Annotated in this window: 21 protein-coding genes and 1 pseudogene; 13 read left to right on the plus strand and 9 right to left on the minus strand. The window is 74.5% G+C overall.

Features of this window, described 5'->3' with window-relative positions; translation table 11 throughout:
• Window positions 1–16: 16 nt before the first annotated feature.
• The 8 genes and pseudogenes from ACSURM_RS28725 (at window position 17) to ACSURM_RS28760 (ending at window position 10,555) form a co-directional block, all read left to right on the plus strand.
• Complete coding sequence (locus ACSURM_RS28725) at window positions 17–1,099, plus strand: LLM class flavin-dependent oxidoreductase (RefSeq protein WP_436958695.1); 1,083 nt, start codon at window positions 17–19, stop codon at window positions 1,097–1,099.
• Window positions 1,096–2,397 (plus strand): NtaA/DmoA family FMN-dependent monooxygenase, encoded by a 1,302-nt coding sequence (locus tag ACSURM_RS28730; protein WP_436958696.1) that lies wholly within the window; start codon window positions 1,096–1,098, stop codon window positions 2,395–2,397. Before ACSURM_RS28725 ends, ACSURM_RS28730 begins: the two co-directional genes overlap by 4 nt.
• A 22-nt stretch (window positions 2,398–2,419) precedes the next feature.
• Window positions 2,420–3,202: a DUF1684 domain-containing protein gene (locus ACSURM_RS28735; RefSeq protein WP_436958697.1), complete on the plus strand. Its 783-nt coding sequence runs from the start codon at window positions 2,420–2,422 to the stop codon at window positions 3,200–3,202.
• 244 nt (window positions 3,203–3,446) lie between these two features.
• Window positions 3,447–4,349 (plus strand): S1 family peptidase, encoded by a 903-nt coding sequence (locus ACSURM_RS28740; RefSeq protein ID WP_436958698.1) that lies wholly within the window; start codon window positions 3,447–3,449, stop codon window positions 4,347–4,349.
• Between the two features lie 199 nt (window positions 4,350–4,548).
• Window positions 4,549–8,055 (plus strand): annotated as a pseudogene (locus ACSURM_RS28745) (DNA polymerase III subunit alpha).
• Entirely contained in the window at window positions 8,052–9,020 is a 969-nt protein-coding gene (locus ACSURM_RS28750) for a DNA polymerase Y family protein (RefSeq protein WP_436958699.1), read from the plus strand. Before ACSURM_RS28745 ends, ACSURM_RS28750 begins: the two are co-directional and overlap by 4 nt.
• A gap of 167 nt (window positions 9,021–9,187) precedes the next feature.
• Window positions 9,188–10,054, plus strand: a complete 867-nt coding sequence (locus ACSURM_RS28755) for an esterase/lipase family protein (protein WP_436958700.1) — start codon at window positions 9,188–9,190, stop codon at window positions 10,052–10,054.
• Between the two features lie 33 nt (window positions 10,055–10,087).
• Window positions 10,088–10,555 (plus strand): GNAT family N-acetyltransferase, encoded by a 468-nt coding sequence (locus tag ACSURM_RS28760; protein ID WP_436958702.1) that lies wholly within the window; start codon window positions 10,088–10,090, stop codon window positions 10,553–10,555.
• A gap of 12 nt (window positions 10,556–10,567) precedes the next feature.
• Here ACSURM_RS28760 and ACSURM_RS28765 read toward each other — a convergent pair whose 3' ends face one another.
• Window positions 10,568–10,705 (minus strand): hypothetical protein, encoded by a 138-nt coding sequence (locus ACSURM_RS28765; protein WP_436958703.1) that lies wholly within the window; start codon window positions 10,703–10,705, stop codon window positions 10,568–10,570.
• A 137-nt stretch (window positions 10,706–10,842) separates the two neighbouring features.
• On the opposite strand from ACSURM_RS28765, the gene ACSURM_RS28770 reads away from it, so the two are divergent.
• The gene (locus ACSURM_RS28770; RefSeq protein WP_436958704.1) at window positions 10,843–11,463 is read left to right on the plus strand and encodes a class I SAM-dependent methyltransferase; all 621 of its coding nucleotides are present in this window, start codon (window positions 10,843–10,845) and stop codon (window positions 11,461–11,463) included.
• A 60-nt stretch (window positions 11,464–11,523) separates the two neighbouring features.
• On the opposite strand, the gene ACSURM_RS28775 is transcribed toward ACSURM_RS28770, so the two are convergent.
• Window positions 11,524–12,453, minus strand: coding sequence for an N-acetyltransferase family protein (locus ACSURM_RS28775; RefSeq protein ID WP_436958705.1), 930 nt, complete (start codon window positions 12,451–12,453; stop codon window positions 11,524–11,526).
• 72 nt (window positions 12,454–12,525) lie between these two features.
• Here ACSURM_RS28775 and ACSURM_RS28780 point away from each other — a divergent pair, with 72 nt between their 5' ends.
• Window positions 12,526–12,897: a GntR family transcriptional regulator gene (locus ACSURM_RS28780; RefSeq protein ID WP_436958706.1), complete on the plus strand. Its 372-nt coding sequence runs from the start codon at window positions 12,526–12,528 to the stop codon at window positions 12,895–12,897.
• Window positions 12,898–13,052: 155 nt separating this feature from the next.
• Here the strand turns inward: ACSURM_RS28780 and ACSURM_RS28785 are convergent, their stop codons facing one another.
• The 3 genes from ACSURM_RS28785 to ACSURM_RS28795 all read right to left on the minus strand — a co-directional run bounded on the left by ACSURM_RS28785 (window position 13,053) and on the right by ACSURM_RS28795 (window position 15,568).
• A complete protein-coding gene (locus ACSURM_RS28785) occupies window positions 13,053–13,835 on the minus strand; it encodes a DUF72 domain-containing protein (RefSeq protein ID WP_436958707.1) in 783 nt (260 codons plus the stop codon).
• A gap of 46 nt (window positions 13,836–13,881) precedes the next feature.
• The gene (locus tag ACSURM_RS28790) at window positions 13,882–14,976 is read right to left on the minus strand and encodes a DUF5925 domain-containing protein (RefSeq protein WP_436958708.1); all 1,095 of its coding nucleotides are present in this window, start codon (window positions 14,974–14,976) and stop codon (window positions 13,882–13,884) included.
• 160 nt (window positions 14,977–15,136) lie between these two features.
• Complete coding sequence (locus ACSURM_RS28795) at window positions 15,137–15,568, minus strand: hypothetical protein (RefSeq protein WP_436958709.1); 432 nt, start codon at window positions 15,566–15,568, stop codon at window positions 15,137–15,139.
• A 304-nt stretch (window positions 15,569–15,872) separates the two neighbouring features.
• Here ACSURM_RS28795 and ACSURM_RS28800 point away from each other — a divergent pair, with 304 nt between their 5' ends.
• Entirely contained in the window at window positions 15,873–16,679 is an 807-nt protein-coding gene (locus ACSURM_RS28800; protein WP_436958710.1) for an SGNH/GDSL hydrolase family protein, read from the plus strand.
• 403 nt (window positions 16,680–17,082) lie between these two features.
• Window positions 17,083–17,352 carry a hypothetical protein gene (locus tag ACSURM_RS28805; protein WP_359050385.1) on the plus strand — a complete coding sequence of 90 codons (270 nt, stop codon included), beginning with the start codon at window positions 17,083–17,085 and terminating at the stop codon, window positions 17,350–17,352.
• A gap of 41 nt (window positions 17,353–17,393) precedes the next feature.
• Here the strand turns inward: ACSURM_RS28805 and ACSURM_RS28810 are convergent, their stop codons facing one another.
• From ACSURM_RS28810 to hmgA, 4 genes are all read right to left on the minus strand, one after another.
• Window positions 17,394–18,590 carry a CaiB/BaiF CoA transferase family protein gene (locus ACSURM_RS28810; protein ID WP_436958711.1) on the minus strand — a complete coding sequence of 399 codons (1,197 nt, stop codon included), beginning with the start codon at window positions 18,588–18,590 and terminating at the stop codon, window positions 17,394–17,396.
• Window positions 18,591–18,717: 127 nt separating this feature from the next.
• Window positions 18,718–19,872 carry a type ISP restriction/modification enzyme gene (locus tag ACSURM_RS28815; protein WP_436958712.1) on the minus strand — a complete coding sequence of 385 codons (1,155 nt, stop codon included), beginning with the start codon at window positions 19,870–19,872 and terminating at the stop codon, window positions 18,718–18,720.
• 24 nt (window positions 19,873–19,896) lie between these two features.
• Window positions 19,897–20,646 (minus strand): GntR family transcriptional regulator, encoded by a 750-nt coding sequence (locus tag ACSURM_RS28820; RefSeq protein WP_436958713.1) that lies wholly within the window; start codon window positions 20,644–20,646, stop codon window positions 19,897–19,899.
• A gap of 46 nt (window positions 20,647–20,692) precedes the next feature.
• Window positions 20,693–22,003 carry a homogentisate 1,2-dioxygenase gene (gene hmgA, locus ACSURM_RS28825; RefSeq protein WP_436958714.1) on the minus strand — a complete coding sequence of 437 codons (1,311 nt, stop codon included), beginning with the start codon at window positions 22,001–22,003 and terminating at the stop codon, window positions 20,693–20,695.
• A gap of 150 nt (window positions 22,004–22,153) precedes the next feature.
• Here hmgA and ACSURM_RS28830 point away from each other — a divergent pair, with 150 nt between their 5' ends.
• On the plus strand, window positions 22,154–22,699 hold the full coding sequence (locus tag ACSURM_RS28830) for a hypothetical protein (protein ID WP_436958715.1): 546 nt from the start codon (window positions 22,154–22,156) through the stop codon (window positions 22,697–22,699).
• Window positions 22,700–22,950 lie beyond the last annotated feature (251 nt).

Below are 22,950 nucleotides of genomic sequence, written 5' to 3' on the forward strand. Positions count from 1 at the left end.
GAGGGAAGGGGCCGGCATGAGGGGGCTGGTGCACCTCGCCGCCGCGCTCGATCTGCCGGGGGTCGTCGACGGCGGGGCGTTCGCCGGACTGGCGAGGCTCGCCGAGCGCGGCGGGCTGGACTTCGTGACGCTGGACGACTCCTTCGCCCGGCCCGGTCCCGACGCGCTCGGCGTGCTGTGCCGGGTGGCGCCCGCGACCCGGCGGATCGGACTGGTGCCGACGGTCACCACCACCCACACCGAGCCCTTCCGGGTGCAGGCCGCCGTGGCCACCCTGGACTGGATCGGCCGGGGCCGGGCCGGCTGGCGGATCGACGTGTCCGTCACGGAGGAGGAGGCCCGGCTGTTCGGCCGCCGGCACACGGCACCCGCCGACGCCCTGTGGCGGGAGGCGGGCGAGGTCGCCGACGTGGCCGCGCGGCTGTGGGACAGCTGGGAGGACGGCGCCGAGATCCGGGACGCGGCCGACGGCCGCTTCCTGGACGGGGGCCGGGTACACCGCGTCGACTTCACCGGCACCGGCTTCTCGGTCCGGGGGCCCTCGACCGTGCCCCGGCCGCCGCAGGGCCACCCGGTCCGCGTGGTCGACGCCACCGACGCCCACGCCTGCGCGGTCGCCGCCCGCCACGCCGACGTCGCCCTGGTCCGGGCGGCCTCCCCCGCCCAGGCCGCGGGCGTACGGGACCGGCTGCGGGAGCAGGCGCGGGCCTTCGGCCGGGACCCGGAGACGCTGCGGGTGCTGGTGAGCCTGCTGGTGGACCTCGGCGACGGCGAGCATGCCGCGGAGCCCGGCCATGGAGGCGGCGGACCGCGTCCCTCCGTGCACGGGCCGCTGTACCGGGGCGGACCCGTCGACCTCGCGGAGCTGGTGGCCTCCTGGCACGCCCAGGGCGTCACCGACGGCTTCCACTTCGTCCCCGTCGAACCGCGCCGGGACCTGGAGCGGCTGGTCAACGGCACGGTGGCGCTGCTCCAGCACCGCGGCCTGTTCCGCACCTTCTACCCGGGCAGCACCCTGCGCGAGCACCTGGGCCTGGCCCGGCCCGCTGGCCGGTACGCCGCGGCCGGGGCGCCGGCGGTGTCTCGGAGGGCGTCATGACCGTACGACAGCTGCACCTGGCGGCCGCGCCGCCGGGCGCGGGCCGGCCCGACGCGGGCGGCGACGACCCGGCCGGCCTCGGACCCGACGCCGTGTGGGCCGGTACGCGCGCCGGTTCCCGGATCGCGTTCGCCGCCTACGAACGGCTCGCCGGCACCGCCGAGCGCGGCCTGTTCGACTTCCTCCTGCTGGACGAGGAGCCGCCGCTGCCCGAGCACCGGGGGCGGCCGCACGAGCCGGCCCCGGCCGGCGGGCCCGAGCCGGTCGCCGTACTGAACGCGCTCGCCGGGGTCACCACCCGGCTCGGCCTCGCCGCCACCGTGAACGCCGCCCGCGCCCAGCCGTACGAACTCGCCCGCGGGCTGGCCACCCTGGACCACCTGAGCGCGGGCCGGGCGGGCTGGCGGGTGGCGGTCTCGGCGGACCCCCGCACCGGCGCCGACCACCGCTTCGCCGGCCACCCCGACCCGTACGGCCGGGCCGCCGAACTCGTGCTGGCCGCACGGAAGTTATGGGACTCCTGGACCCCCGAGGGGGTGCCCCGGCCGGTCGCCCACCGGGGCCGGCACTTCGACATCGCGGGCGAGTTCGGGCTGCCCCGCTCGCCCCAGGGCCACCCCGTGGTGATCCGCTCCGGGGACTGCGAGCGGGCCCGGGAACCGGCCGCAGCCTGGGCCGACGTGCTCCTCGTCCGGCACGCCCCGCCGGAGCCGGCCCGCGCCCGCTACGCCGACGTCAAACGGCGGCTCGCGGCGTACGGCCGCGCCCCCGGGGACCTGAAGGTGATGTCCCGGATCACCGTCGTCCTCGGGGACACCGCGGCCGAGGCGCAGGAGCGGGCCGCCGGGATCAGACGGCGGCTGATCACCCCGCGCCACGCGCTGTGCGCGGTGGAGCGGGTCTGGGGGACGGACCTGTCCGGATACGACCCCGACGGCCCGCTGCCCCGGACCGAGCCCCGCGCCCGGGACCGCCGTACGCTCGCGCTCGCCGCGCGCTGGCGGGCGCTGGCCGAGGAGAAGGGGCTCTCCCTGCGGGAGACCGTGATCGAGGCGAGCGGCCGGCAGTCCTTCGTCGGCACGCCCGGCACGGTCGCCGCCGACCTGCACCGGTACGCCGAGGAGGGGGCCGCCGACGGCTTCCTGCTGGCCCCGCAGCTCCCGGACGGGCTGGAGGAGTTCGTGGACCGGGTGGTGCCGCTGCTCCAGGAGCGCTCCGCCTTCCGCACGGAATACCGGGGCGGCACGCTCCGCTCCCATCTCGGGGTGCCGGGAGGGACGACGGATGACGACGGATGACACGAGGAAAGGAACCGATGAGATGACGACGGACGCGTCCGACGCCTGGAAGCGGTGGCACGAGGAGCGGGTGGAGAGCGTCTCGGCGCCCTACGGCCCGCTCGCACTGACCGCGACGCACTGGATCGAGGACTATCCGGACGGTCGACTTCCGGACATTCCCGGGAAGTGGGTGGCGGAACCGGACGGGGTGGTGCTCACCGCCGCCGAGGCCGACGGCCTGACCGTGGCCGGCCGGCCCTTCGCGGGCGAGACCCGGCTGGCCGCCGACAGCGGCCCGGAGGCCGGGGCGCGGGTGGCGCTGGGGGAGAAGCGGCTGGTCGTCCTGGTGCGCGAGGGCGTATGGGGAGTACGGGTGTATGACCCCGACTCCGCCGCCCGGCGGGCCTTCCGGGGCATCGAGGCCGGCCCCTACGACCCCCGCTGGTCGGTGCCGGGCCGGTTCACGCCGTACGACTCCACCCGCACCATCCGGCTCGGCAACGCCGACGGCCGCGAGCGCGGCTTCGACCTCGCCGGTGAGCTGGTCTTCCCGCTGGCCGGCCGGGAGCGGACGCTGAAGGTCGCACGGCGGGCGGACGGCGGACTGTGGGCGGTGTTCGCCGACGCCACCAGCGGCGACACCAGCTTCCGGTTCCGCTTCCTCTTCCCGGCGGCGCCGGACGCCGAGGGACGCGTGACCGTCGACTTCAACCGCGCGCAGCTCCCGCCGTGCGCCTTCGCCGGCCACTTCATCTGCCCCCTGCCGGCCCCCGGCAACACGCTGGACGTGGCGGTGGAGGCGGGCGAGCGCCGGCTGGGCTGAGCCGCGGCGCGCCGGCCGGTCCCACGCGGAGGGCATGGGGCCGGTCCGGTGGCGTCCCGGGGGCGTTCGGGTGGTTCCGGGCCGACGGCCGAAAGGCACCCTTGTGCCGACCGGCCGTTCGGCCGAATACTCCACCCCAGCGCTTGTCAGGGGCATGTACATCGCAACCCGGTCGGGCCCCTGGCTGCGCCTCACGGGCCCCGACCCCACGCGGGCCCCCGACTTCCCTTGGAGGGAACGAAAAGTGAGGATCAAGCGCACCACTCCCCGCGCCGGCACCGCAAGACGGACCCAGATGGCGGCCGTGGCCGCCGGCCTCCTCGCCGCGGCGGCGTTCGCCGCCCCCACCGCGAACGCCAGTGACGTCCACACCTTCAGCGCCGCCCAGCTCACCCAGGCGAGCGACTCCGTCCTCAAGGCCGATGTACCCGGCACGGCCTGGGCGGTGGACGCCAAGACCAACCGCGTCGTCGTCACCGTCGACAGCACGGTGTCCGAGGCCGAGATCGCCAAGATCAAGAAGCAGGCCGGGGCCGGCGCGGACGCCCTGGTGATCAAGCACACGCCGGGCAAGTTCAACAAGCTGATCTCCGGCGGCGACGCCATCTACGCGAGCAGCTGGCGCTGCTCGCTGGGCTTCAACGTCCAGGACTCCAGCGGCAACTACTTCTTCCTCACCGCCGGGCACTGCACCGACGGCGCGACCACCTGGTGGTCGAACTCCGGGCACACCACCACGCTCGGCACCACGGCCGGGTCCAGCTTCCCGGGCAACGACTACGGCCTCGTGCGCTACACCAACAGCTCGGTGGCCAAGTCGGGCGCCGTGGGCAGCCAGGACATCGCCAGCGCGGCCACCCCGTCGGTGGGCACGACCGTCTACCGGCGCGGCTCGACGACCGGGACGCACAGCGGCCGGGTCACCGCGCTCAACGCCACGGTCAACTACGGCGGCGGCGACATCGTCTCCGGCCTGATCCAGACCACCGTGTGCGCCGAGCCCGGCGACTCCGGCGGCCCGCTGTACGGCGGCTCCACCGCCTACGGCCTGACCTCCGGCGGCAGCGGCAACTGCAGCTCCGGCGGGACGACGTTCTTCCAGCCGGTCACCGAGGCGCTGAGCGCCTACGGGGTGCACGTCTTCTGACGCCCTGCCCGTACCGGCCCGGCCCCTGCACACCCCGGTGTGCGGGGGCCTCGTCGTGGGGTCGCGGTGCGTTTGCGCAGGTCGGAGGCGGTTGAACGGGTGTCGTACACACGTTCGAGAATGGAGGTATGGTGGGGAGAGCAGTAGGGAACTGATGTTCGAGAGTCGTTTTCGGGGCTCACGTGTGCGGGAGGTGGGTGTGCCGGGCTTCGCGCATCTGCACACCGTCTCCGGGTTCTCCCTGAGGTACGGGGCGTCCCACCCGGAGCGGCTGGCCGAGCGCGCCGCGGAGCGGGGCATGGACGCCCTCGCCCTGACCGACCGCGACACCCTCGCCGGTGCCGTGCGCTTCGCCAAGGCCTGCGCCGGGGCGGGCGTCCGCCCGCTGTTCGGGGTGGACCTGGCGGTGGCGCCGAAGGAGCCCGTACGCCGTGACAAGCGCCGCAGCCCGGTGCGCGGCGGTGCCTTCGTGGACGAGTCGGACCCCCGGGTGACCTTCCTCGCCGCAGGCGGCGCCCGCGGCTGGGCCGATCTGTGCCGGCTCGTCACCGCGGCGCACGCGGGCGGCGGGCCCCCGCTGCTGCCGTGGGCCGGCAACCAGGGCGAGGGACTGGTGGTGCTGCTCGGACCCGACTCGGACGTGGGGCGGGCGCTCGCCGCCGGCCGGCCCGACCGGGCGGCTGTCCTGCTGGCCCCGTGGCGCGAGGTGTACGGCGACGCGCTGCGGCTGGAGACGGTCTGGCACGGCCGTACCGGCACCGGCCCCGGCTCGCTGCGGCTGGCGGCCCGTACCGTCGGGTTCGCCGCCGAGCAGGGGGTGCGGCCGGTGCTCAGCAACGCCGTCCGCTACGCCGACCCCGGTCAGGGCCCGGTGGCCGACGTGCTGGACGCCGCCCGGCGCCTGGTGCCCATCGACCCCCGCCGGGAGCTGGACTCCGGCGAGGCGTGACTGAAGGACGCCCCGGCCATGCTGGACGCCGCCGAGCGGATCGTGGAGGCGGCCGGGTACCGGCGGCAGGCCGCCCACCGGCTGCTGGAGCAGACCCTGGCCACCGCCGCCGAGTGCCGGGTCGACCCCGAGGACGACCTGGGCCTGGGCAGCGTGCACTTCCCCGAGCCGCACCTCGTCGGCGCCGGCCGGCGCACCGCCCAGCGGGCGCTCGCCTCCCGGGCGGCGGCGGGCATGCTCCGGCTCGGCTACGGCGGGCGGCGCGCGTACTGGGAACGCGTGCACCACGAGCTGGACATCATCGCCCACCACGGCTTCGCCTCCTACTTCCTGACGGTCGCCCAGGTGGTCGACGACGTACGGGCCATGGGCATCCGGGTGGCCGCCCGCGGTTCCGGGGCCGGGTCGCTCGTCAACCACCTGCTCGGGATCGCGCACGCCGACCCGGTCGAGCACGGGCTGCTGATGGAACGCTTCCTGTCCAAGGAGCGGGTGGTGTTGCCGGACATCGACATCGACGTGGAGTCCGCGCGGCGGCTGGAGGTCTACCGGGCGATCATCGGCCGGTTCGGCGGCGAGCGGGTCGCGACCGTCGCCATGCCGGAGACCTACCGGGTCCGGCACGCCATCCGGGACGTGGGCGCCGCGCTGTCCATGGACCCGGCCGAGACCGACCGGATCGCCAAGTCCTTCCCGCACATCCGGGCCCGCGACGCCCGCGCGGCCCTGGCGGAACTGCCCGAACTGCGGCGGCTCGCCGGGGAGAAGGAGAAGTACGGCAGGCTGTGGGAGCTGGTCGAGGCGCTCGACGCGCTGCCGCGCGGGGTCGCCATGCACCCGTGCGGGGTGCTGCTGTCCGACGCCTCCCTGCTCGCCCGTACGCCGGTGGTGCCGACCAGCGGCGAGGGGCTGCCCATGGCCCAGTTCGACAAGGCGGACGTGGAGGACCTCGGGCTGCTCAAGCTGGACGTCCTCGGGGTGCGGATGCAGTCGGCGATGGCGCACGCGGTCACCGAGGTGGAGCGGGCGACCGGGGAGCGGATCGACCTGGACGCGGTGGCGCCGGACGACCCGGAGACCTACCGGCTGATCCGGTCCGCCGAGACGCTGGGCTGCTTCCAGATCGAGTCGCCCGGCCAGCGGGACCTGGTGGGGCGGCTCCAGCCGAGCACCTTCCACGACCTGGTCGTGGACATCTCGCTGTTCCGGCCCGGCCCCGTCGCCGCCGACATGGTCCGGCCGTTCATCGAGGCCCGGCACGGACGGGCGCCGGTGCGCTGTCCGCACCCGGACCTGGCGGAGCCGCTGAAGGGGACGTACGGGGTCGTCGTCTTCCACGAGCAGGTCATCGACATCGTCGCCATCATGACCGGCTGCGGGCGGGGCGAGGCCGACCGGGTGCGGCGCGGGCTGTCCGATCCCGACTCCCAGGGCCGGATCCGGGTGTGGTTCGCCCAGCGGGCGGCGGCCCGGGGGTACGACGCGGAGACCATCGGGCGCACCTGGGAGATCGTGGAGGCCTTCGGGTCGTACGGCTTCTGCAAGGCGCACGCCGTCGCCTTCGCCGTGCCCACCTACCAGTCGGCGTGGCTGAAGACCCATCACCCGGCCGCCTTCTACGCCGGGCTGCTCACCCACGACCCGGGGATGTACCCCAAGCGGCTGCTGCTGGCCGACGCCCGGCGGCGCGGGGTGCCGGTCCTGCCGCTGGACGTGAACGTCTCCGGGGTCGCCCATCGGATCGAACTGGTGTCCGAGTCGAAGGTGTGGGGGCTGCGGCTGGCGCTCTGCGACGTCCACGGCATCAGCGAGGCCGAGGCGCGGCGGATCGCGGACGGGCAGCCGTACTCCTCGCTGGTGGACTTCTGGGAGCGGGCCCGGCCGAGCCGCCCGCTGGCCCAGCGGCTCGCCCAGGTGGGCGCGCTGGACGCCTTCGGCGCCAACCGGCGCGACCTGCAACTGCACCTGTCCGAGCTGCACCGGGGGGCCCGGGGCGGCGGCGGTGGCCAGCTCCCGCTGGCCGGCGGCCGGAAGACCGCGCCGGCCGGGCTGCCGGACCTGACCCCGGCGGAGCGGCTCAGCGCCGAACTGGGCGTGCTGTCCATGGACGCCTCGCGCAACCTCATGGACGACCACCGGGAGTTCCTCGCCGAGCTGGGCGTGGTCTCCGCGCGCCGGCTGCGCACGGCCCGGCACGGGGAGACCGTGCTGGTCGCGGGCGCCAAGGCGGCCACCCAGACCCCGCCGATCCGCTCCGGCAAGCGGGTCATCTTCTCCACCCTGGACGACGGCACGGGGCTGGTGGACCTGGCCTTCTTCGACGACTCCCACGACGCCTGCGCCCACACCGTCTTCCACTCCTGGCTGCTGCTGGTGCGCGGGGTGGTGCAGCGGCGCGGCCCGCGCAGCCTCAGCGTGGTCGGCTCCGCCGCCTGGAACCTCGCCGACCTGGTGGAGGTGCGGCGCGCGGAGGGGCTCGACGGGGTCGCCGCCCGGCTGGCCGCGCCCACCGGCGCGGACGGGACACCGGCGAAGGGCGACGACGGCCCGTTCCGGGCCCGGGTCGCCGGGTCCGAGGGGCTGCCCGCGCCGGCCGGCTCCGCGGCCCGCGACCCGATGGCGGCCCGGACGATCCGCATGCCCACGGGATACGAGCTGCACCCCTGGGCCGATCTGCGGCCCGCGGGTGAGGACGCCGCGCGAGCCCCCGCGGCGGTACGGAAGTTGTGGCACCAGAGTCCGGGGAGTGCGGGATGACCATCCTCTGCGTACGTTTCCAGCTGCCGCCGATGTACGAGGCGGCCCTGCCGGGGCTGCTCGGGCTGCTGGAGGAGTTCACCCCGGTGGTGGAGGCGCTGCCGCCGGACGGCGCGCTGGCCGATCTGCGCGGCGCCGAACGGTACTTCGGGCGCGACGCGGTGGAGCTGGCCTCGGTGATCCGGGTGCGGGCCCTCGCCCGGTACGGCGTCGACTGCGCGATCGGCGCCGGGCCGGGCCCGATGCTGGCCCGGGTGGCGCTGCGCGAGGCCCGGCCCGGGGTGACCCGCGCGGTGCCGGCGGACGCCGTCGCCGAGTTCCTCGCCGGCAAGCCCGTCACCGCGCTGCCCGGCGTCGGCGCGGCGACCGCCCGCACCCTGGACGAGTACGGCCTGGACACTCTCGGCCGGGTCGCCGCCGCGCCGCTGTCCACGCTCCAGCGGCTGATCGGCGCGCGGGCGGGCCGGGAACTGCGGGAGAAGGCGAGCGGCGTCGACCGCGGCCGGGTCGTCCCGAACGCCGTCTCGCGCTCACTGGTGACCGAACGAACCTTTTCCCTCGACGAGTTGGACCCCGGTCGGCATCGCAAGGCGCTGCTGTCGGCCGCCGAGGAGATCGGCGCCCGGCTGCGCGCGGTGGAGAAGGTCTGCCGCACCCTGACCCTCACCGTGCGCTACGCCGACCGGTCCGCCACCACCCGCAGTCGTGCGCTGAAGGAGCCGACCGCGCACTCGGCGGCCCTGACGAGGACGGCCTACGGCATGTACGAGGCGCTGGGCCTGCAACGCGCCCGGGTCCGCGCGCTCGCCCTGCGCGCCGAGGACCTGACCCCCGCCGACCAGGCCGCCCACCAGCTCACCTTCGACCCGGTGGACGACAAGGCCCGCCGCCTCGAGCAGACAGCAGACCGAGCCCGGGCCAAGTTCGGCCCCCGCGCGGTGTTCCCGGGCACCTTGGCGGCGTGACGCCGGCCCGCCGCGCGGTCCCGGCCGGTTGGCACCGCGAGTTTTTACCGACGCGTAACTTCACAGTCGGACTACTCGAACGTAACTTGACGAGTGAACAGCATCCCGTGATCCGGATCACAGGGTCAGGCCGTGCACCTCCCTCTGAGTCGCAAGGAGATCACACGATGCTGCCCTGGAAGCGAGTGCTCAGACCGCTCGCCGCGCTTCTGCTCGCCCTTGCCGTCGCCGCCGTGCCGGCCGCCACCGCCAGCGCCTCCGGCACCGCCGCGGCCGGCGGCGGCTGGAACGACTACTCGTGCGAGCCGTCCGCCGCCCATCCCCGGCCCGTCGTCCTCGTCCACGGCACCTTCGGCAACTCGGTCGACAACTGGCTCGGCCTCGCCCCGTACCTCACCGGCCGCGGGTACTGCGTCTACTCCCTCGACTACGGGCAACTCCCCGGGGTGCCCCTCTTCCACGGTCTCGGACCCATCGACAAGTCGGCAGGGCAACTGTCCGCCTTCGTCGACAAGGTGCTCGCCGCCACCGGAGCCGCCGAGGCCGACCTGGTCGGCCACTCCCAGGGCGGCATGATGCCCCGCCACTACCTGAAGTTCCTCGGCGGCGCCGCCAAGGTGCACGCCCTCGTCGGCATCGCCCCCGACAACCACGGCACCGACCTGATCGGCCTCACCCACCTGCTGCCGTACTTCCCCGGTGCCGAGGACCTGCTCAAGGCCACCACCCCCGGCCTCGCCGACCAGATCGCCGGCTCCGACTTCCTGACCAGGCTCAACACGGGCGGCGACACCGTCCCCGGCGTGCGCTACACCGTCATCGCCACCAAGTACGACGAGGTGGTCACCCCCTGGCGCACCCAGTACCTGAGCGGCCCGGGCGTCCGCAACGTCCTGCTCCAGGACCTCTGCCCGCTCGACCTGTCCGAACACCTCGCGATCGGCCTGTTCGACCGGATCGCCTTCCACGAGGTGGCCAACGCCCTCGACCCGGCCCACGCCACCCCCACCACCTGCGCCTCGGCCCTGAGCTGAGCCGCCGCCGGGGCGACGGATAGCGTGCGCCCCATGATCGACAACAGCCACAGCGGCACGGAAGAGGTCCGGCCGGCCGGCGCGCGGGACGTACCCGCCGTGCGGGCGGTGACGGACGCGGCCTACCACCACTACATCGCACGCATCGGGGTCGTGCCCCAGCCCATGGAGGCCGACCACGCGGCGGACGTGGCCGCCGGCAAGGTGTTCGTCACCGGCGAACCCGTCGTCGGGCTGGTGGTGGTCGAGGCGTTCGCCGACCATCTCTTCCTGGACAGCGTCGCCGTCCACCCCAGCGCCCACGGCACGGGCGTCGGACGCCGCCTGCTGCGCTTCGTCGACGCACACGCGCGTGCGCTCGGGCTGGGCGAGATCAGGCTCTATACGAACGCGATGATGTGGGAGAACCAGAAGATCTATCCGCGCTACGGCTACGAGGTCGTGGCCCGCCGGGTCGACGGCCCCTACGACCGCGTCCACTACCGCAAGCGGCTGGACTGAGCCGCCCTCGCGTCAGGCGTCGGGCCACCAGGTGCGCGCGATGTCCTTGCGCACCTCCGGCCGTCCCGCCGGGGTCTCTTCCGCCTCCTCGTACCTCCGGCGGCTGTCCGTCCGCTTCAGGGGCTTCTTCTGCACGGTCATGCGGCGCATCGCTGCCTCCTTCGTGGCTACCGGGTTCCGTGTTGTCACGGAGGTAGACGTTTTCCGGGAGATTTCCTCATGGGTGGGGGTTTGTCAGTGGTGGCTGTCACGTCCGTACTGTCAGTGGCGTGTGTCACCCTCTGGGCATGGAGAGCGAGAACACGCACAGGGGTGCTGGTGCCCCGGAAGCGGACTGGGATGCGCTGGCCGCCGGTTTCGACGACGAGCCGGATCACGGACTGCGCGATGCCGAGGTGCGCGCGGCCTGGGCGGACCGGCTGCGCGCCTGGCTCCCCGGCCACCCCTGCGACCTCCTCGACCTCGGCTGCGGCACCGGCAGCCTCTCGCTCCTCGCGGTCGGGCAGGGGCACCGGGTGACGGCCGTCGACCGGTCCCCGGCGATGATCGAGCGGGCCCGCGCCAAGCTCGCCGGGCACCCCGCCGAGATCCTGCGCGGGGACGCGGCGGCCCCGCCGGTGGGGGAGCGGCGCTTCGACGCGGTCCTGGTCCGCCATGTGCTGTGGGCCCTGCCGGACCCCGCCGGGGCGCTGCGCCACTGGCGGGACCTGCTGCGCCCCGGCGGCCGGATCGTGCTGATCGAGGGCGTGTGGGGAACCCTCACCCCGGTCGGCATACCCGCGGAGCGGCTCACCGCCCTGCTGGAGCCGCTGACCGCGCGCGTGCGCGTGGAGCGACTGTCCGGGCACCGCGCGCTGTGGGGCAAGGAGGTGGACGACGAGCGGTACGCGGTGGTGGCCACCGTGTGACCTCCCGCCCGTGCGCGAGCACCACCGGCCCGCGCCGAGGCCCTCCACGACCGGCTCCGCTCAGCCGACGTCACGGATGTAACGCACTTCCCGCGCGCAGAAGTCGTACCCGAGCCGCTTGTTGATCGCGATCATCGGTTCGTTCCCGGTGTCGTTGCCCGTGAACGCCTCGGTGAGACCGGCGGCACGGGCCCGGTGCAGGGAGTGGAGCTTGGCGAGCTTGGCCAGGCCACGGCCGCGGTGAGTGCGGACGGTGCCGGTCATCGCCGTCGAGTAACGGGTGCCGCCGTCGGTGTAGGCCACGGTGAAGGCGACCGGCCGGCCGCCGGCACAGACCACGACGGTCAGCTCCCGGTTCAGCAGCGGATGGTGCCAGACCTCCTCGACCCACGCGTCGTAGTCCGTGAACTCGGTGTCCACGTCGCCCGGTTCGTCGCGCACCGTCTCCGCGTCCAGCTCGAACAGCGGCCGGGGATCGGCCGCGAAGTCGGCGGCCGTGCGCAGCTCCACCCCGGCCGGGGCCTGCGGGAGCGGCGGCAGGGTGCCGTGCCCCAGGCCGAGCCGGAGGAAGTGGGCGCTGCGGCCCGGCCGGTAGCCGTGCCGCTCGGCGAAGGACCGGTTGGCCGGCTCGTCCAGGGCCCAGGCCAGCAGCCGGGTCGCGCCCAGGTCCGCCAGGTACTCCTCGGCGACCCGCGCCAGCAGCCGGCCGGCCCCGCGCCCGGTCCGGTCCGGGCGGACGTATACGTTCAGCGCGCCCTGGCCCGGCTCGGGGCTGTCATGGATCAGATGGACCTGCGCCGTGCCGATGATCTCGCCGTCCTCCTCCGCGACGAGCGGCCGGAACCGGGCGGCGGGGTGCACGTGGGCGGCCGTGTGCCGCACCGAGTCCGGGGTGAACAGGATGTACGGCAGCGCGAGGCGGCGCACCCGGGCGAAGCCCTCCGCGTCGGCCGGGACGTCGGGGCGCAGGTCACGCACGAGGACTGTCATGGCACCGCACCGTACGAGGCCGGGCCGCCGGGCTGCCTCCCATTTTCCGGCGGGTGCGGGACAATCGGCCCCGTGAGCCTGAAGATCCGCATCGATGACAGCGCGCCCCCGTACGAGCAGGTGCGGGCACAGATCTCCGAACAGGCGCGGTCCGGGGCGCTCCCGGTGGGGTACCGGCTGCCCACCGTGCGGGGGCTGGCCGAGTCGCTGGGGCTCGCGGTGAACACGGTGGCCAAGGCGTACCGGGCGCTGGAGGGCGACGGGGTGATCGAGACGCGGGGGCGCAACGGCACGTTCGTGGCCGCCGCCGGATCGGCCGCGCGGCGGGAGGCGTCCTCGGCCGCCCAGGCGTACGCCGAGCGGGTCCGGCGGCTCGGCCTCGCCGAGGACGAGGCACTGGACGCCGTACGGGACGCCCTGCGGGCGGCTTACGGGGAGGACTGAGGCCCGCCGCCGACTGCTCCGCCGCTCCGGCCCCGACCTGTCGTGCTTCGCCGCCGTGGCCGAGCGTCGTCGCGGGGACGACCGGCCGAGGCGCATGGGTGGGGGCGGTGGCATCGGCGGTTCCGGGCCGCCGGGTGCCTGACCGCCAGCGGGAATCAGCCGGGGCCGCTGCCCGCGTTCGCCCGCTCCGGTGTCCTCGTCACCGTCAGCCCCGCCCGGCGTGCCGCCCGCCCGAACACCACCGCGTCCTGTACCGCCGCGCCGCCCGGGTCGTTGTTGAAGTACGCGTACACGTCCCGGTCGTCGGACCAGGTCGTCGCGACGCGGTCCACCCAGGTCTCCAGGCTGCGCCGGCCGTAGCGCGGCCAGGGCCGGGCGCGGCCCTGGTGGAAGCGGACGTAGCCCCAGTCGGCGGTGCGCCACAGCGGGCCGGCCGGGCGGGCCAGGACGTCCGCCCAGCACAGGGCCGCGCCCCGGGACACCAGCACCTCGCGCACCTCGCCGGTCCACCAGGAGTCGTGCCGGGGTTCGACCGCCACCCTCGTACCGGTGGGGAAGCGGGCCAGGCAGTCGTCCAGCAGGGCCGGGTCGGCGCGCAGGGTGGGCGGGAGCTGGAGGAGGACGGGGCCCAGGCGGTCACCGAGCCCCGCCGCGTGGGTCAGCAGCCGGTGCACCGGCTCCCCGGGGTCCTTCAGCCGCTTGACGTGGGTGAGGAACCGGCTGGCCTTGACCGCGACCACGAAGTCCGGCGGCACCCGCTCCCGCCAGCCGGCGAAGGTGTCGTACGACGGCAGCCGGTAGAAGGCGTTGTTGATCTCCACGGTCGCGAACAGCCGGGTGTACTCCTCCAGCCACCGCCGCGCCGGCACCCCGGCCGGGTAGACGAGGTCCCGCCAGTCCTTGTACTGCCACCCCGACGTGCCGACATACAGGGTCATACCCCCATGAAAGCACTGGTCGTGAGCGCACTCACCCGAGCGGTGCTCACAGGTACAGCCCCGCGTCCGCGCCCTCCCGGGCCCCCGGCACCGACGTCGGCGTGGTGCCCCGCCGCAGCGCGTACAGCTCGGCCAGGGTCGCGCCCTCCCGGCCGATGCCCTGCTCGGTGCCGAGCCAGTCCACCGCCTCCCGGTGGGTCAGCGGGCCCACCTCGATCCGGGCCAGGCAGCGGCCGGGGCGGACCACGGCCGGGTGGAGGCGCTCCAGGTCCTCGTTGGTGGTGACGCCGACCAGTACGTTGCGGCCCTGGCCGAGCAGGCCGTCGGTGAGGTTCAGCAGCCGGGACAGAGCCTGGCCCGCGGTGTGCCGGGCCTCGCCGCGGATCAGTTCGTCGCAGTCCTCCAGCAGCAGCAGGCGCCAGCGGCCCTTGCCCGCGCCGTCGTCCTCGCCGATCGCGATGTCCATCAGATAGCCGACGTCGGAGAAGAGCCGCTCCGGGTCCAGGACGCAGTCGACCTGGCACCAGTCCCGCCAGGAACGGGCCAGCGTGCGCAGCGCGGAGGTCTTGCCGGTGCCCGGCGGGCCGTGGAGCAGCAGCAGCCGGCCGGCGATGTCGTCGGGCGTCGTCCGCATCAGCCGGTCCATGGCGTCCGCCACCGGCGCCGTGTAGTTGGCCCGGACCTCCTCCCAGGTGCCCGCCGAGATCTGCCGGGTGGTGCGGTGCGGGCCGCGCCGCGGGGAGACGTACCAGAACCCCATCGTCACGTTCTCCGGCTGCGGTTCCGGCTCGTCGGTCGCGCCGTCCGTGGCCTGGTCGAGGATCCGCTTGGCCAGGTCGGCACTGGTCGCGGTGACCGTCACGTCCGCGCCCCGGTTCCAGCGGGAGACCAGCAGGGTCCAGCCGTCCCCCTCGGCGAGGGTCGCGCTGCGGTCGTCGTCCCGGGCCACCCGCAGCACCCGGGCGCCCTCCGGCAGCAGGGTCGCTCCGGAGCGGACGCGGTCGATGTTCACCGCGTGCGAGTACGGTTGCTCGCCCGTCGCGAAGCGGCCGAGGAACAGCGCGTCGACGACGTCGGACGGGGAGTCGGAATCGTCGACGTGGAGCCGGATCGGCAGGGCGTCGTGTGGGTTCGCGGACATGTCCGCCATGATCCGGCACGGATGCCCCGCCCGCACGGCATTTCCGGTCCAACATTTCCAGTGCGGCACTTCCGGTCCGGCGCTCCACCGGAAGAGCCCGAACCGTCCTCCGGAAGCCCGGCCCCCGGGAAGCCCGGCCTTACGCCCGCGGGCCGAAGCGTCAGTCGTCCCCGACCCTCGCGGTACCGCGCCCCCGCACCAGCGCGACCAGCAGGACCAGCAGGCTGAACCCGGTCACCACGACCACCCCGCCCCCGGCCGACCAGCGGTGCGCGGCCAGCATGCACTGGGCGACCAGCAGGTCGACGGCGATCGCGCCCACGAGGGCGGTGACCGCGCGGCCGAGCGGGTCCGGCCCGCGCAGTGCCGCGGCGATCGCCCCGGCCGGCGCCGCGAGCAGGAAGAAGAGCGTGCACGGGGCACGCAGGGGTGATCCGGAGTCGATCAGCGCGAGCAGCGCGCCGGCCGCCGCGACGGCGGCCACGGCCCCGACGAGCAGCGGTGCCGGGCCCCTCCCCGGTCCCGGCCGGATGCCGTCGGTGTCCGGCCCGGTGCCGTCCGGCGAAGGTGGCTTGATACGTATGTTCTGCATTGGCGACTTTGCCCCCCGACGCGCCTGATGCCGGGTTTCAATGTGGCGCAGCCGCCGACGGGCCGTCAAGACGGCGGCAGGGGCGGAACGGACGTTCCCCGGAGTGCGCCGACGGCCGTTCTCCCGTGCGCCGCGCGGCAGTTGTCGCTGTGTCAACAGACATGGTGTGCACGCGCAATGCATCGGCGGTGAATGTCTCGGGTCGATCTTGTCAAGACCTCAACAGTTTTGGCATGAACACTTCCTGTCAACACGCGTAGCTGCTACCAACATTGAGGCAGAGATCCTGCTAAAGGGAGGTTCCATGAGACGTTCCCGACTTACCGGACTCGTTACCTCGCTCCTCCTCGCCGCCGGCCTCGGTCTCACCGGGGCCGCTTCGGCGCAGGCGACCTCGTCGGCCTCGGTCGGCGGCTACGTGGCCCTCGGCGACTCCTACTCCTCCGGAGTGGGCGCCGACAGCTACATCGGCTCCAGCGGCAACTGCAAGCGCAGCACCAAGGCGTACCCGTACCTGTGGAACGCCGCCCACAGCCCCTCGTCGTTCGCCTTCAACGCCTGCTCGGGCGCCACGACGGACGACGTGCGCGCGAACCAGCTCGGCTCCCTCGCCTCCTCCACCTCGCTGGTGTCCGTCACGGCCGGCGGCAACGACGCGGGCTTCGGCGACGTCATGACGACGTGTGTGCTCCAGTCCGACAGCTCCTGCCTCTCCCGGATCAACACCGCCAGGGCGTACGTCGCCAACACGCTCCCCGGCAAGCTGGACAGCCTCTACGGCGCGATCAGGGCCAAGGCCCCGTCCGCCCGGGTCGTCGTCATCGGCTACCCCCGCTTCTACCTGCTCGGCCAGACCTGCCTCGGCCTCTCCGAGACCAAGCGGGCCGCCATCAACGATGCCGCCGACTACCTCGACACCGCCATCAAGGCCCGCGCCACCGCCCACGGCTTCGTCTTCGGCGATGTCCGCACCACCTTCTCCGGCCACGAGATCTGCTCCGGCTCCTCCTGGCTGCACAGCGTCGACTGGCTCGACATCGGCGAGTCGTACCACCCGACCGCGGCCGGCCAGTCCGGCGGCTATCTGCCGGTGTTCACGAACAACGCGTGATCCGGCCGGGCTCGCCCTGCCGGGTGAACTTCCGGGCGTGTCCCGGCAATCCGGTCAGGGCGGGCCCGCGGTCGAGGCCCACACCGCGGGCGCCCGGGCGCCCGGAGAGGTGAGATCGCCCACGTTCCGTCCGGCGGGCGACACGCCCTCGATCGCGCACGACCTCGCCCCTCCGTGCCATCACTCGCCGTGACCACCGGGCCCGACGGCGGCTCGGCCCGCCCCGCCGGGTGGCGCTTGTCCAACTCACCCGGGAATCGGTCGGATTCGGAGCGTAGTCAAAGGGGGACGGTCAACCCCCTTACAGGGATGGTGAATCCTGTGACCGAGATACCCGGGTGCCTCAGTGGGGCGATAGGGTTAGCCTGCCCGGGCCGGGTGACTCGTACGGGTGGGGAGTGACATGGAACAGATAACGATGCGCAGCAGGGCGAGGGTCCCTGCGATCACCTGCGGGAGCAGCGCGACCAGTTCGCGCCTGGACCGCCATCTGTCGGTGCTGGCGGGACCCGCCATACCGCAGCGGGAGACGGTCGAGGCGACCTCGCTGATGCGTGAGCTGACGGCACGCGGCTCCGTGCACCCGCGCAGCGACCGGCGTGCGCGGGTCAGCCGGGTGTCCCTCTTCGCGCCGCTGCGCCGGCTGCGCCGTTCGCTGTTCGGCGGTCACTGACCGCACCGCAGGGCCCCGGCCGCCGAGCGGGGGCGCCGCGCTCAGGCCACCACGCCGTCCCGGCGCAGCGCTGCTATCTCGTCGTCCGTCATCCCCACGGCGCGCAGCAGCGCTCCGGTGTGCTGCCCGAGCGCGGGCACCTCACCCATCCGTGCCTCGCCCCCGCCCGGCAGCGTGATGGGCGGCAGCAGCGCCCGCAGCGGCCCGGCCGGCGTTCCCACCTGACGCCACCGCTCCCGGGCCGCCAGCTGCGGATGCTCCGCCAGCTCGCGCACATCCCGCAGCCGGGCGCAGGCGATGCCCGCCCGCTCCAGCCGGGCCAGCGCCTCCTCGGCGTCCAGCACCCGCAGCGCCGCCGCCACCAGCGCGTCGGTCCGCTCCCGGTGCGCCACCCGGGCGGCGTTCGTCGCGTACGCCGGGTCCGTGCCCAACTCCGGGCGATCCAGGACCTGTTCGGCCAGCCGCCGCCACTCCCGGTCGTTCTGCACCGACAGCAGCACCCGGCCGCCGTCCGCCGTAGGATACGCGTCGTACGGCGCGATCACCGCGTGCGCCAGCCCGGTGCGGGCGGGCGGCTCGCCGCCGTGCATCGTGTGGTGCAGCGGATGACCCAGCCACTCGGCGAGCGCCTCCAGCATCGACACCTCCACCGGGCCGCCCCGCCCGGTCGTGCCGCGGCGTACCAGCGCGGCCAGCACACCGGAGAACGCGTACATGGCCGCCGCGATGTCCGCCGCCGGGACGCCCGCCTTCACCGGCCGCTCCGGGGTCCCCGTCACCGACACCAGGCCCGCCTCGCACTGCACGAGCATGTCGTAGGCCCGCTTGTCCGCGTACGGTCCCGAGCCGCCGTAGCCCGAGATGTCCACGGCGATCAGCCGCGGGTGGGCCGCGCACAGCGTGGCCGCGTCCAGGCCGAGCCGGGCCGCCGCGCCGTGCGCGAGGTTCTGCACGAACACGTCCGCGTCCGCGACCAGCCGCCGTACGACGGCCAGGCCGCGCGGGTCCTTCAAGTCCAGCGCGAGGGACTCCTTGCCGCGGTTGCACCACACGAAGTGCGAGGCCAGACCGCAGGCCGCCGTGTCGTAGCCGCGCGCGAAGTCGCCGCCGTCGACCCGCTCCACCTTGATGACCCGGGCGCCCAGGTCGGCGAGCTGCCGGGTCGCGAAGGGCGCGGACACGGCCTGTTCGACGGCGACGACGGTGATGCCCTCCAAGGGGAGCGGGAGTTGATCCATGGGGTGGATGATCTCCCCTGACCGGCGGCCTTGTCAGCAGTGCGGGCGCCGCCAGCCGTGATCGACGAGGAGAGTGCCCGGCGCCGCTCGGCCCGATCGCGCGGGTGCCGTAAGCCGCCCCGCATCCCTAGAGCAGCGCGAACTGCCCCTCCGGGCCCTCCTCCTGATGGTCCAGCACCGACGCCGGACGCCGGGCGGACTCCGGGACGGGGAGTACGCCCGCCCGCCGCAGCTCGCCCGCCGTCACCGCCGACACCGGCCGCAACCGGGCACGCGGCGCCCGCGTCTCGGCCAGCAGCGCGAGGACCGTGATCAACTCCAGCAGCTCCGACGTCCAGCCCTGCGGCCAGGCCGCCGGGCGGATCGCGGCGAGCGTGCCCGGCTCGGCCGGCGCGGTACGGGCCGCGAACCAGGACTCCAGGACCCGCACCCCGGCCACCTCGAACTCCCACGCCTCGGCCGGGACGGGAGAGATCCGGCCCCCGTCCAGGTGCAGGGTCTCCTCCTCGGGGTCGTACCGGAGGGTCCCCGGACGGGCCGGCAGCGGCGCCCGGACGTACGGCCGGCGGCCACCGGGCAGCCTGGGCCGCTCCCCGTCCCGGCACATCAGCCACAGCATCCGGCGGCCCAGCTCCACCCCGGCCGTCCACAGACCGGCGTCGTCGGTGAGCGGCACGGTCAGGTCCGGGCGGACCGTCGCCACGATCCACGCCAGCACGTCCGCCGCCGAGGGGCGTGCGCCCAGGCGGACGGACAGCAGGTCCACCAGGCCCGGGGCCAGGTTCGGTTCGGCGCCGCCGGGGCGGCGGTACAGCGGGCGGATCCGGCCGGTGCGCAGCGTGGGCAGCAGCGGGGTCGCCAGCAGCGGGAGGTCCGCGTCCCCCGTCCCGGCCGTGAACACCTGCCGCGCGTCCGCGACCCGCCACAGCTCCGGGCGGGCCGTGTCGATCAGCCGGTGGTCCGGGATCAGCCACCGCTCGTCGAACGGCGCGGCCAGCACCCGCACCGGCTCCGCGCAGGGACCCTCGGCCCGGGCCAGCCGTCCGGTACCGGTGGACTGACCGGGCAACTGCGCCACGGCCGAGGTGAGCGCACGCGCCCGGGTCGGCTCGAACAGGGCCTCCCGGTCCGCCCCCTCGGCCCTCAGCAGCGTCTCCCAGCGGGCCCGCAGCGAGCCCGGATCGGGCGCCGTCGGCCAGTGGCGGCCCGGCCGCAGCGGTGCGACGGACCACGGCATGAGGTCCGCCAGCGGCGGAGCGTCGTCATGCGTCACGGTCGGCATCGTACGGCCTCACCCGCCCCCGGTTCAGGTGGCGTCGAGAGTGACCGTGAAGGAGAACCGGTCCCCCCGGTAGTGGATGACGGCCACGTCCAGCACCCGCCCCTCGCTGTCGTACGTCACCCCGGTGTAGTGCAGGATCGGGCTGAGCAGCGGCACATCGAGCAGCCGCGCCGTCTCCGGGTCGGCGAGCCGCGCCTGCACCGTGTCGGTGATCCGGCTGATGTCGGCCCGCACCACGTCCCGCAGCACCTTGGTCATCGGCCAGCGCACCAGGTCGTCCGGGTCGATCCGCTCGGCCAGGTCGGGCCGGACGTGGTTGACGGCGTGGTTGGTCGGCTCCCCGGTCTTCTCGTCGCCGCGCAGCCGGTGGTACGCCGCCACCTCCGCGAGGTCCGGGAAGTACTCGGCGAGCGCGGCCGGCACCGGCACCCGCCCGTGCGCCAGCAGCTCGGTCGTCATCCCGGACTGCTGGGCCACGATGGCGTCCACCGAGCCCAGCAGCCGCACCGGCGCCCCGCGCCGCACCCCGGGCTCGATGAACGTGCCGCGCCGCCGGTGCCTGCTGATCAGCCCCTCGTCCTCCAGTTCCTTCAGCGCCTGCCGCATGGTCAGCACGCTCACGCCGTAGTGCTCCGCCAGCCGCTCCTCGGTGGGCAGACGCAGCGGGTCCTCGGGGGAGCGGCCCAGTATCGAGGCGCGCAGCGACTGCGACACCTGGTACCACAGCGGCAGCTTGCGGTTCAGGACGATGGAGTCCGGGGCGAAGGAGGTCACCCCGCTATCCGTACCCGGCGGGGAACCTCCCGCGCAACGGCGGACGTCATCCCCGGAAGTGCCGCTGAAGTCCCTGCCACACATCGTCGTAGCCCCGCTGGAGGTGGTCCGCGCCGGCCGCGTGCGGGGTGAGGGCCACCGGCCAGCGGGTCTCGAACATGAAGGCCAGCCCGTCGTCCACCTTGTGCGGCCGCAGCTCGGCCGCGCTCGCCCGGTCGAACGTCTCCCGGTCCGGGCCGTGCGCCGACATCATGTTGTGCAGCGAGCCGCCGCCGGGCACGAAACCCTCCGCCTTGGCGTCGTAGGCGCCCTCGATCAGGCCCATGTACTCGCTCATCACGTTCCGGTGGAAGTACGGCGGCCGGAAGGTGTCCTCGCCCACCAGCCAGCGCGGCGCGAAGACCACGAAGTCCACACCGGCCAGGCCCGGGGTGTCCGACGGGGAGGTCAGCACCGTGAAGATCGACGGGTCCGGGTGGTCGTAGGAGATGGTGCCGATCACATTGAACCGGCGCAGGTCATAGACGTACGGCACATGGTTGCCGTGCCAGGCGACCACATCCAGGGGGCTGTGGTCGTAGGTGGCCGTCCACAGGTTGCCGCAGAACTTGTTCACCACCTCCACCGGGCCCTCGACGTCCTCGTACGCGGCGACCGGCGCCTGGAAGTCCCGGGGATTGGCGAGGCCGTTGGCGCCGATGGGACCGAGGTCGGGCAGCCGGAACGGCGCCCCGTAGTTCTCGCACACATAACCGCGCGCGGAGTCGTCCAGCAGCTCCACACGGAAGCGCACCCCACGGGGGACCAGCGCCACATGGGCCGGCTCCACACGCAGCCGGCCGAACTCGGTGTGCAGCAGCAGCCCGCCGCGCTCGGGCACGATCAGCAGCTCCCCGTCGGCGTCGGAGAAGACGCGCTCCATCGAGGCGTTGGCGTGATACAGGTGCACGGCCATGCCCGTGCGCTGCGTCGCGTCGCCGTTGCCGCCCAGCGTCCACAGCCCGCCGAGGAAGTCGGTGCCGGCCGGCGGCTCGGGCAGCGGGTTCCAGCGCAGCCGGTTGGGGTCGGGCACCGTCTCGGTGAAGGGGGCCGTGCGCAGCGCGCCGTTGCCGGTGCGGGTGAACGGCGGGTGGGCGGCCGAGGGGCGGATGCGGTAGAGCCACGAGCGCCGGTTGTGCGCGCGCGGCTCGGTGAACGCCGAGCCGCTCAGCTGCTCCGCGTACAGGCCGAGCGGTGCGCGCTGCGGCGAGTTGCGGCCCTCGGGCAGGGCGCCCGGCACCGCCTCCGAGGCGTGCTCATTGCCGAACCCGGTCAGATACGACAGCCCCTCGGCGGTCTTCCGCGTGTCCCCGCTCATGTTCGCTCCTCGCGCTCCCGATTCCTATGGCTCACCGTAGGAATGAGCGGGGGTCCGCGCAAGAGGGTTCCCGGTCCTCCCTCCGAGGTAGGGGGCGAACCAGACCTGAGGCGGATCCGGGCGCCGGGGCGCTGTTCTACGCTCCGGATCATGTCGTGGAAGAAGTGGACGCGCGGGCGGCTCACCGCGCTCGTGGTGTGCGTCCTGCTGCCGTGGGGAGCGGCGGCCTGCGCAACCGGTGAGGCGCACGAGGGCACGGTCTCGCCCTCGCCCGTGGGATCCGTGCTGGACAGCACCGACGAGGCGGGCCGCAACCTGCGCGAGGTGCCCGCGAAGAACGCGCCCGGCGTCGCCGTCGAGGTCGCCCCGGACTCGGCCGGCGGCTGGGACGTCCGGCTGAGGCTGCGTCACTTCCGCTGCTCGGCGCCCGGCACCCGGCCGGCCGCCGCCCTCGGGCGCGGGCTCGTCCATCTCTACGTCGACGGCCACCGGGTCGCCCGGCTGCACACCCCCTCCTACCACCTGGCCGCCGACCGCGTCCCGCACGGCACCCACCAGATCACGGCCCGGCTGTACGCCGACGACGGCACGGTGTGGGCGGTCCACGGCAAGCCGATCGAAAGCACCGCCGACATCACGGTCTCCGACGCGGAAACCCACCCGCACCGCTCCCCGAACGTCACACCGACCGCGTGAGCCTGACGGAGGGGGAGGGGCGCGCGGCGGGGAAAGGCGGTGGCGGATCCGGCGGGCGGGCCCGGCTGTACGAGGGCCTGGCCGCGCGGGGAGCGGGACCGGCCTTGTCGGCGGGCGGCCGGGCCGGATTGGCGGGCGGCTCGGCCGGCTCGGCGGGGGCGGTCGGCCCGGCGGGGTTCCGGCCGCGGCGGCGGAGTGCCGGTTGCTCCGGCGGGCCCGGCGCGGGAGGTGCCGGGGTTCGGTGGCCGAGG

This window comes from Streptomyces sp. SudanB182_2057 (assembly GCF_964272715.1).
Classification (GTDB): Bacteria; Actinomycetota; Actinomycetes; order Streptomycetales; family Streptomycetaceae; genus Streptomyces; species Streptomyces rubradiris.